The organism is Maribacter flavus, assembly GCF_008386635.1.
Classification (GTDB): Bacteria; Bacteroidota; Bacteroidia; order Flavobacteriales; family Flavobacteriaceae; genus Maribacter; species Maribacter flavus.
The window spans coordinates 299,954-310,325 of the sequence record NZ_VUOE01000002.1 but is presented as its reverse complement, the minus strand read 5'-3'; the positions used below and the strand labels follow the sequence as shown (position 1 = coordinate 310,325).

Genomic DNA, 10,372 nt, shown 5'->3' with positions numbered 1-10,372 from the left:
TGGTCTTTTTAACTAGGCTTTCACCAATTCATTGATGTCCCAATACTCCAGAACGCGCTTAAGTTTATGCTCGTAATCCTCGTATTTTAAGGGCTTGATGACATAACCGGCGATACCGATCTTATAGCATTCCAACAAATCGACCCTGTTCTCGGATGTTGTGAGAACGATTGTTGGAAGGTAACGTAACTTATCATCCTCTTTAAGGATATTAAGAAACTCTATACCGCTCATTCTAGGCATGTTCAGATCCAACAAAATGATATCTGGCAACCTGTTTTCAGAATTAAGAAACTCCAGCGCCGCCTCTCCATTTTTTGCTTGGGTTATTTTATGATTTACCTCTAGCTTACTCACGGTGCGCTCCAACTTCATGATTTCTATTGTATCATCCTCAATTAGTAAAATGTGCATAAGTTTATGTTTAGAGTAACGAACAAATATCTTGTTAAGATACCATATTTATGAATCACTATCGGCGGATTACTTTTTAATGTAGACGAATGGTAAATTACCTAAGATAAAGGAATTGAAATAATTTCAGAATATTTATTCAACGGAATATTCCAACACCTTAAAATTAAGTTTAATTAATTTATACTAGGAAGAATGACAGAAGTTGGACAAAACCCTATGCACTCCAGACTCCAAAAAAATTGTGTGAATTATCCAAATATTCTATATTAAAACCAATTAGTTAAACAGGTATGGATTCCATGGAGGTACGGTATATCTCAACAATCGTTTTTACGGCCATCTTTAGTGTTTTTGGGATATATCATCTACTCTCATTCCTTGTTTTAAAGCATAGAATCCTACTTTATTATGCGATACTGATATTTGGTTTGACCCTCCATTGGAGCCTGTATCTCTTCATTGAAGGTCGTTTTGGTCCGAACATCGCTAATATCGCTTATCATGCCTCGTTGGTTACCGCCATGTTGACCACCTTTGGTCTATTGAAGTTTACCGAGAATTATTTGAATATTGATAAGGAGGGAAATCCACGGCTGTTCAAAATTTATAGTCTTCTGATTCTCTTGGTCATTGTCCTTCCCGTTTTGCACATTCTGAACATACTAACGGTAAAAAATCCTTTACTCTCTGAAATACTAGAGCTACTTGCCGCATGTACCGCACTGGTTACCTTGATAATAAACATAGTATCGGGATTTCTTTTGTTCAAAACAAAGAAGTTCAACACCTATTATTTGTATGCTAATACTCCTCTATTGATTTCGGGTGTTTTATATGTAGTTACTTGGTTTTTGATGAATCATTTTCCTATAAACACAGGATTCATAGTATTGGTAAGTGCTATCCTGATCACATTACAATTGATCTTATTTTCAATACTGATAGGCTTCAAGTTCAAGTTTTTGGAAGATGAGAACATCAAGATGCAGGTAGCGGCCAACGAACTTTTAAAAATTGAGGTCGACAAACAAACCGAAAACCTTCAAATTGCCAAACAAAAATTGGAGGACCAAAACGGAGAGTTGGTCAAAGTAAATAAACTAAAAAACAAATTATTCTCCCTGATTACCCATGATGTTAGGGCTCCCTTAATAAATCTAGGACAGATGGTTGACATTATTGAAAGTGAATTTGTCAATGAGGACATGAAAAAATTAACGGGTAAGCTAAAAAGCGATATTTCATATAAAATAACTATGGTCAACGGCCTATTGCAGTGGTCCTATAATCAATTGGAAGGGGTACAATTAAATAAGGAGAAATGTGATTTACAATCGATTTTTTCCACCATCAAAAAAGAGTTCGAGAAAATGGCCATGGATAAACAAATTGATATTTCGCTGGATACAGGTTGTGAGACCCTGCTTATTGACAAAAATATACTTTTGGTGGTTCTTAGAAACTTGACCTCGAACGCAATCAAGTTTAGTGAGAACGGACAAAAAGTGGTGATTTGGTCCAATTGTTTTTCTGGGGCCATTGAAGTGGGAGTTAAGGATTTTGGGGTTGGAATGGATATGGATTGGTATGAAAATCTGGAACAACGAGATGCCCCAAAGACAAGTTTGGGAACCGATGGAGAAAAAGGAACCGGCTTTGGCCTTATCATTGCAAAGGATTTTACCGAGATGAACGGCGGTACATTGCGCTGCGAGAGTACCAAGGGTGCCGGAACGAACTTTATCATGCGGTTTGTAAAGGAATAGGAGCCGTCCAACCAATTCATATACCCATCCAAAATCGCAGGAATTTTTGTAGTATAGAGTTTTAGTTGAAAAATAAAATATTAAGTTTATCCTTATGTTTTGTGTTTGAACCCTGGCAAGTGGCTATATTGATTTCTTTTGTATTTCCTCTTTGAGATGCCACCTTGCTTACCGAATTAATGAGTAGTACGCAGTCCATAGCAGTTTTACCTTTTGTCAATATGAGCAATGATATTGAGAACGAGTATTTCTGTGATGGAATTACGGAGGAGATTATAAATGCACTTACCAAAATCGATCAGCTCAAAGTAATTGCACGAACCTCTTCATTTGCCTTTAAGGGAAAAGACATCGATATACGCAAAATAGGTGGGCAATTGGGCGTAGATACCATTCTTGAAGGGAGTATCAAAAAGTCCGACAAAAGGGTCAGGATTACGGCACAGCTCATTGAAGTTGCCCAAGGTACCCATTATTGGTCCAAAAAATTTGACCGTGAATTGATCGATATTTTTGACTTGGAGGATGAGATCAGTCTAGCGATTGCGGACGAGGTCCGCAACAATTTTGGACATTTTGAAGTTCAGGAGCATTTGATCAATCAACCAACAAACAATATTGATGCCTATCAATTATTTTTAAAAGGAAGATCATTACAATTAAAATGGACCTCGGAAAGCCTTAACGAGGCCATAACCTATTATGATCAGGCCATTGCATTGGATAAAAATTATGCGAAAGCCTATTATGCCAATTTGCAATGCTACGGATTATTGGCCATGTGGGGGTATATGCCCTACCAAGAAGCTATGGATTTGGCCATTGGCAATCTTTTGATCGCCAAAGAAATAGACACTTCCTTGCCAGAATATCCGTTGTCTTTTGTTGGTAAGTTTTTTTGGGAGGAATGGGATTTTAAAAATGCGTACATCCATATCAATAAAGTCTTGGCCATTAATCCGAATCATATCGATGGTTTGGAAGCTATGGCGGAACTCTTCATTGCCCTCGGCTTTTTTGACGAGGCCTTAGTATATGCCAACAAACTTTTGGATGTAGACCCGCTTTCGGCAAACAATCATTACACTTTTGCCCATATCTGCTATTATCAAGGTCAATTTGACAAAGCCTTGGAAGTTGTAAACTATGCCTTAACTCTTAATCCGGAATTGGCCTTAGCGCATCATTTAAAGTGTTTTTGTTTGATATGGCTAAACCAAGAACAGCAGTTTGAAGAATTTATAAAAGAAACGCCACTAGTCCAAGAGAAAAAATTGTTGTTCCGACTCATCAATGAAAAGCCCGTTGAAATCCCGAAGGAAATTTTATCACTATGGTCAGCTAGTGAAAGTAACGAAACCATGCTTGTTCCCTATGACCTGTATGTATTGATCAATTCCGGCCATAAAGCGCTAGGTTTTTCCCGTTTAAAGGAAATGATCGACCGCAGACGTGGACAAATTATCAATTATAGGCAAGAACCTTTTTTAAAACCCTTACACGGGATAGCAGGTTTTTCGGATTTGCACCATTCCAACCTGTGCCTTTCGGATATTACACCCCCCGTGGAAGAGGAAGAAAAATCAACACCTTCTATATTAGATGCTACCCAGATAGAGGCATTAAAAGAGGAACTGTTAACCTATTTTGAGGAAGAGGAACCTTTTCTAAATCCGCAATTGAGTTTAAAATTTGTGGCCGATGTCCTAGGGTTCAACACCAATAAAATGTCCTACCTGATAAATACCGCCTTTGATCTAAATTTTAATGACTTTGTGAATTCATACCGACTAAAACGCTTTAAATCCATTGCCCTGGACCCCAAAAACTCACATTTGACCATTCTTGGATTGGCCTATGATAGCGGTTTTAACTCCAAAAGTGTATTCAATACCTATTTTAAAAAAATAGAGGGGATAACCCCTAGGGCCTGGATGAAGTCCAATTCATGATTCATCTTCCTTAGTTCGTTTCAGATTATAATTCAGAACGATTGATGTGTACTTACGGTCAATCTTTGCATCAAAATTATAAATCAAAAAACGAACAATTATGACAACTTTACACAAACGCTTAGTCGTTTTCATGGTATCCCTTTTAGGGCTTTTTACATCTTGCTCTAAGGAAGACGACACCACTTCACCCAATCCCAACGACACCACCATTGAAACTGTCCTCACCGATATCGGGTTTCAAGGCTATGCCATTGTTACCAAAAACGGCAAGGATTTGGTACGCCAGGGTTTTGGATGGGCCAATCAAAACACGGAATTGCCTCAAGGGCATAACCTAGGGTACCGCATAGGTTCGGTTACCAAAACACTGACTGCAGCGGCGGTAGTGCAATTGAAACGTGATGGGTTGATCCAAAGCTTTGATCAAACCTTGGATGAATTTGATACCGAATTCCCGAATGGTGATCAAATTACCATTGCACAGTTACTATCCCATCAATCCGGTATACCAGAGTATCAATTGTTGGCTGAAGGCGCTTACGAACAAGGGGAAACCTTGAATGAAGGGACTATTTATAATCTTATCAAGGAATTGATCCTTGAAAATGGACTCGATTTTACACCAGGGTCCAACAAACAGTATTGCAACTCAAACTATCTCATTGCAGCCTTGTTGGTGGAGCACCTATCGGGAATGCCCTATCACGAATACGTGCAGCAGAAAATTTTCAATCCGTTGGGGATGTCAGGATCCTACAAAGGGACGGATGAGATTGACGGCGATACCCATGCACAGGGTTATTTGAACGGAAATCCCAACAGTACATATCCCATGTCCATTCCTTTTGGGGCAGGCGATTTCAGTAGTACGCCAAGCGATATGGAAAGCTGGACCAATGCCGTAAAAACGGATTGGTTTACCCAAGCTGAAAAGTCGGAAATATTTGCCAAAGATGTTCCAAGTGGCTATGTGGATTTTGGCTTGGGATGGTTTACCACACAAGAGGGCAGTACCACCATGTACTGGCACGGTGGCGATATTAATGGCTATTGGAGTATGATCGGTTTTATACCGGAATATGATGCCACAATCGTACTGTTAAGCAATCAGCAAGACAATACGGGAACACAACGCAACACCATTATCGAACACGTATTGACCACAGTGTTTAATTAAAAATATTTCAATTATATAGACATGAAAAAATTAGTAGTATTATTTGCCTTTTACACATATTGTACAAATCCTGTTTTTAGTCAGCAAGACTATGAAGTTAAGGTCATAACAAGTGTAGAATCTATTGTTTCAAGCGGATTGGGCCGATCACGTATGCTTTCTTCCAACGATGATAGGGACTACAAAGAATTCACTTCTGAGCAAACAGAAGACGACAATTCCCGGAATACCTCCAAGAGAAAGGACATTAGGGTCAAAAACTTTGAAGAAACGAAGCTGTTGAACTTTTATAATTTGGGCGGCATACGCTTTCAAAATATTGTAGCGAACGATGCCTTGATTTCATCAAAACTGAAGGACATGCTTACGGAAGGTTGGGATTTAGTGTTCGTTACCAGTGCCGTGGAAAGTGACGCAGGCAAAAATGACGATAATGGGATTTTTATAACCCGATATATTTTTAAAAGAAAACTGGACTGAAAAACCCTTTAAATCTTTATTAGTGATGAAACATACCAACGTATTATTGGCAGGCGCTACAGGCTATTTGGGTGGTTTCTTATTGAAAGTCCTCATCGAAAGGAAAAATCAGGTTGTAGCCATTGTGCGCAATCCCGATAGCTTGCAAAATGACCATGAGAACTATTTGGAAATAAAACAGGCCCAAGTAACACGACCTGAAACCTTACGTGATATCTGTAAGGGCATTGACACCGTAATTTCTACGGTGGGTATCACTAGGCAAAAAGACGGTCTTACCTACATGGATGTAGATTATCAGGCCAATATGAATTTGTTGGAAGAAGCTAAAAAGGCGGATGTAAAGCACTTTGTGTATGTGTCCGCCATTAACGGGGACAAACACCGCAATCTAAAAATCCTAGAAGCCAAGGAAAAGTTTGTGGATGCTTTGAAAGCTTCGGGATTGCATTATACCATCGTACGGCCGAATGGTTTTTTCTCGGATATGAAGGATTTTTTAGAAATGGCGAAATCGGGACGTGTTTATTTGTTCGGTTCAGGCCATCAAAAATTCAATCCTATCCATGGCGATGACCTGGCAAGGGCCATTGTAGCCACTTTGGATGATGGTAACAAAGAACTGACTATTGGAGGTCCGGATGTTTTAAGCTTGAATGAAATAAGTGAACTCGCGCTAAAAACCTTAAACAAGCCCATAAAAATTCTGCATTTGCCAGATTGGTCCAGAAAACTGACCATTTGGTTTTTGCGAACTTTTACCAGTGTCAAAACCTATGGACCCATTGAATTTTTTCTCACCTTAATGGCAGAGGATTGTATTGCCCCCTGTTTTGGGATCCATCATTTGGAGGATTTTTATAAGGAAAAAGTTGAGACGAATATCGAACCAAATTGAAAAAAATAAACGTTTTCGGAAGAATTGCGCTGGGTATTGTAATGGCCTACGTTCTATTTCATTTACTTATCTTATTGCAATTCATTCCATCCCATGTGGTTTGGGGAGGAAAAATAGTGGAACCCAAAACAATCCTAATTTTAGAATGGATAGCGCTTTTGGTTATGTTGTTTTTAGGCAGTTTGATTCTAATGAAAACCAAAGTAATTCCCAACAAATGGCAAGAGAAAACCCTAAATAGATGGTTAATGGTGTTTTCGGTATATTTTATACTCAATACTCTTGGTAATCTGCTGGCAGAAACTATTTTTGAAAAATCGCAAGCCCTGCTTACCCTTATTTTAGCGCTAAGTTTATTTAAAATATCCAAAAGTAATCCATGAAAGCTCCGGACCCAAATACCCGATTCCCCTTACCAAACTACGATACGCTTTGTTTTCTGAAAAACATCGTTACAAATCCGAATATCATTGTTGGGGATTATACCTATTACGATGATTTTGAAGATGTTGCCAACTTTGAAAAAAACGTCAAATACCATTTTGATTTTATTGGGGACAAGCTCATCATTGGGAAGTTCTGTATGATTGCCTCCGGTGCTACCTTTATTATGAACGGTGGCAATCATCTCACCGAAGCCGCAACGGCCTATCCCTTCGCCATATTTGGAGGTGCCTGGGAAAACGCCATGGAGGGCAAAAGCTATCCCACAAAAGGGGATACCATTATCGGCAATGATGTATGGATAGGCCACGGGGCAACGATTATGCCGGGAGTGCATATTGGCGATGGAGCCATCATTGCCACAAAGGCGGTGGTTACAAAAAATGTAGCGCCTTACACCATTGTGGGTGGTAATCCTGCAAAACCAATTAAAAAACGCTTCTCCGAAGCTACCATTTCCAGATTGTTGGAACTACAATGGTGGGATTGGGATGTTGTAAAAATCACCCAAAATCTAGGGAAACTCACCAGTAATCCGGAAGCGTTGTTTTAAAAACCTACATAGTATGTTCCAGAGGGCTTAATACGTATTGTGTTAAGCCTTTTTTTGTGCCTATAATCTTGTATTTCCCCTTTAAAAAAACCTAGAAATAATAGGGAAAACAAAAAGGTTTGGAATCATAATTCAGGACGATACGCCTTCCTATGTACAGTTTCTTTGCCTCATCAATTCATTACAAATCAAAAACGAAAATTAAAAACACATTACAATGAAAAAACTATTCATCATCGGTCTAACACTTTGCACGTTAAGTGTTTTTGCTCAAAGTAACAAGGAATCTATATTGAGTAATGATTCCGATTATACCTACAGGGTAAGCTTTCCTGCCATCATCCTAGGTAATATTGGTAAAGGAGGCGAAAGAACCAATACCCAACATATTGAGCTTCATGTGAAGCGCGAATTGGATTCCAAAAACATCATCGGTGTAAAATTCGCCACTTGGAGATTGTTTCAGCCCATGGGCATACAGTGGTGGGATGGCCTTTTGGATAAAATAGATTCCGAAAGTGAATTCTATCCCGGCTACCTACGTGAAACCGGTATTGGGATTTCATACCAACGCATGCTTTGGAAAGGACTGTTCGCTACTGTAGAAGTGCTACCGCAATACAAAACCTATCTAGACCTGAACAACGAAAAAATAGCCAACGGATTCAAGCTCTACACGTCTTACCATCTAGGTTATCATATTGCTTTCGGAAAAAAGAAGCGCATTTTTATTGAGCCCCAGGTCCATTTTCAAAATTGGATGTTCGATACCAATACCCCGGACGCCTTTAAACAATTGGACAATCGATGGAAATCCTATTTCCTTTTTGAGCCTAATCTGTACGTTGGAATCAAATTTTAAAAATAATCCCAAAGCGATACAGTCCTCGATGGGACATCAAGTAAGACTTTGGAGTATAGTGATTTAACAACGATTTTCTAACTACTACACAATGAAATATCTATTTACAGCAATTTGTATTGTGCTATCCTCTACTTTAATCGCGCAAAGCCCTAGGCTTGATTCAAAACGTGTGGATACCGCCCAATTTGTAAAAATTGGGGACAGTAAGCAACTCATCAGTATCAAAGGGAATAAAAGCAAGCCCCTTATGCTGTATTTACATGGTGGGCCTGGAGCGGCGAGCGCATCCCACAGGGAACAAATCACCCATATTCTGGAAGAACATTTCTTGGTGGTCCATTGGGACCAAAGAGGATCAGGAAAATCGACGCTCGGTAATTTAAAAGCGCCCACCCTTTCGATTATGACACAAGATGCCGAGGACATCTTTGAATATCTATTGGAAGCGTTTCATAAAGACAAAATGATAGTGGTAGCCAATTCTTGGGGAACCGTTTTAGGGTTCCATTTGGCAACAGAATATCCAAATAAAATAGCCTCATTGGTGGCCATTAGTCCCGTATTGGATAATCAAAAAAGTCAAGATGCAACCCAAGCCAAACTGATAAAACACTACAGGGAACGGAACAATAAGGAAGCCGTTGGGCAACTTAAAGCTGTACATATACCTTATGAAAATGTTGAGGATATGGCCGTTCAATTTAAATGGATCAGTGATTACAAGGGAACTCCCATTCCAGCAAATGAATTTGTGCAATACATGAAATTCTTTAAGGAATGGGAGTCACAATGGATGCCCCTTTATAAAGAACTGTATAGCATTAACGCAATAAAGCATGGAACCCATTTTAAAATCCCAGTATATGTAATCATAGGAGAGGACGATTTAACCACTGGTTTTGAACTCACCCTAAAATTTTATAAAAAACTGGAAGCACCCAAAAAGCAACTGTTTCGGCTGAAAAATGTGGGTCATCAAATACCGATGTACAAATCCGTAGAAATGCAAAACTTGATATATAATGTCTTGGCGAAGGCAAACAAGTAATCAATCCAAAGTAAAAGGAATAGTTAGGTTTCAAATTATAATTCAAGACGATTTGCTTGAATAGGTATCCCAACTTTGTAACATCAATTTAAAACAATCAAAAAACGAACAATCATGAAATCAAAGATTCACGAATACCTATTAAAATTAAATAATAAAGGCATGAGTAAAACAATTAAAGAACAAATTTTACTAAAAATGGCTTGTGTAGCCTTTGCATTCGCATCAAGTGTTACATATGCACAAAACACACATTCTGTAACAACAACACAGAGGGACGGTTTCATCTTTGAATTCCAAGTAGGCGGCGGTATCATCGGTATAGAAGATAGTGCTGGTAATCAAACCTTTGACAAAGCTCAGGGGACCTTTGTTTTTCCAGATGTAAAGTTCGGCCACATGTTGAACGACAATCTCGCCATTACGGTCTCTTTACCGGGAAACATCTACGAATTTCAGGACAATGACAGACATTTTGGAGGCTTTATACCCTCACTTCAATATTGGGTAAAGGACCGTTGGTGGATTCATGGAGGTATAGGTTTGGCCGTAGATTCACCGGCACTCTACGACATTAAGGACAACGAAAATGATGATTGGAATTTTGGATGTGCCGTGATGGCCAGCACGGGCTATGAAATCTTCAAGAAGAAAAATTTTGCGCTGAACGTGCAGTCCAAGCTAGTAATGGGCAGGGCTTTTTTAGCAGGAGATGCACATAGGGACGCTGTAAGCCTTAACGTCGGGCTGGGGTTCAGTTGGTTCTAAT

At 39.1% G+C, this 10,372-nt stretch carries 11 protein-coding genes; 10 read left to right on the top strand and 1 reads right to left on the bottom strand.

Annotation, left to right across the window (positions count from 1 at the left end):
* Window positions 1–12: 12 nt before the first annotated feature.
* On the bottom strand, window positions 13–414 hold the full coding sequence (locus tag F0361_RS11625; protein WP_138258569.1) for a response regulator: 402 nt from the start codon (window positions 412–414) through the stop codon (window positions 13–15).
* 293 nt (window positions 415–707) lie between these two features.
* Here F0361_RS11625 and F0361_RS11620 point away from each other — a divergent pair, with 293 nt between their 5' ends.
* The 10 genes from F0361_RS11620 (at window position 708) to F0361_RS11575 (ending at window position 10,371) form a co-directional block, all read left to right on the top strand.
* Window positions 708–2,183, top strand: coding sequence for a sensor histidine kinase (locus tag F0361_RS11620; RefSeq protein ID WP_154918773.1), 1,476 nt, complete (start codon window positions 708–710; stop codon window positions 2,181–2,183).
* Window positions 2,184–2,362: 179 nt separating this feature from the next.
* Window positions 2,363–4,135 carry a helix-turn-helix domain-containing protein gene (locus tag F0361_RS11615; protein ID WP_154918772.1) on the top strand — a complete coding sequence of 591 codons (1,773 nt, stop codon included), beginning with the start codon at window positions 2,363–2,365 and terminating at the stop codon, window positions 4,133–4,135.
* Between the two features lie 100 nt (window positions 4,136–4,235).
* On the top strand, window positions 4,236–5,315 hold the full coding sequence (locus F0361_RS11610; RefSeq protein WP_154918771.1) for a serine hydrolase domain-containing protein: 1,080 nt from the start codon (window positions 4,236–4,238) through the stop codon (window positions 5,313–5,315).
* A 21-nt stretch (window positions 5,316–5,336) separates the two neighbouring features.
* A complete protein-coding gene (locus F0361_RS11605; RefSeq protein WP_154918770.1) occupies window positions 5,337–5,795 on the top strand; it encodes a hypothetical protein in 459 nt (152 codons plus the stop codon).
* 25 nt (window positions 5,796–5,820) lie between these two features.
* Window positions 5,821–6,693 carry an SDR family oxidoreductase gene (locus tag F0361_RS11600; protein ID WP_154918769.1) on the top strand — a complete coding sequence of 291 codons (873 nt, stop codon included), beginning with the start codon at window positions 5,821–5,823 and terminating at the stop codon, window positions 6,691–6,693.
* Window positions 6,690–7,076: a hypothetical protein gene (locus F0361_RS11595; RefSeq protein WP_154918768.1), complete on the top strand. Its 387-nt coding sequence runs from the start codon at window positions 6,690–6,692 to the stop codon at window positions 7,074–7,076. Before F0361_RS11600 ends, F0361_RS11595 begins: the two co-directional genes overlap by 4 nt.
* Window positions 7,073–7,690: a CatB-related O-acetyltransferase gene (locus F0361_RS11590; protein ID WP_154918767.1), complete on the top strand. Its 618-nt coding sequence runs from the start codon at window positions 7,073–7,075 to the stop codon at window positions 7,688–7,690. The genes F0361_RS11595 and F0361_RS11590 overlap by 4 nt, the downstream gene beginning before the upstream one ends.
* A gap of 217 nt (window positions 7,691–7,907) precedes the next feature.
* On the top strand, window positions 7,908–8,552 hold the full coding sequence (locus F0361_RS11585) for a hypothetical protein (protein ID WP_154918766.1): 645 nt from the start codon (window positions 7,908–7,910) through the stop codon (window positions 8,550–8,552).
* A 91-nt stretch (window positions 8,553–8,643) separates the two neighbouring features.
* Window positions 8,644–9,603 carry an alpha/beta fold hydrolase gene (locus F0361_RS11580; protein ID WP_154918765.1) on the top strand — a complete coding sequence of 320 codons (960 nt, stop codon included), beginning with the start codon at window positions 8,644–8,646 and terminating at the stop codon, window positions 9,601–9,603.
* Window positions 9,604–9,765: 162 nt separating this feature from the next.
* A complete protein-coding gene (locus F0361_RS11575) occupies window positions 9,766–10,371 on the top strand; it encodes a hypothetical protein (RefSeq protein WP_154918764.1) in 606 nt (201 codons plus the stop codon).
* The last annotated feature ends 1 nt before the right edge of the window (window position 10,372 follow it).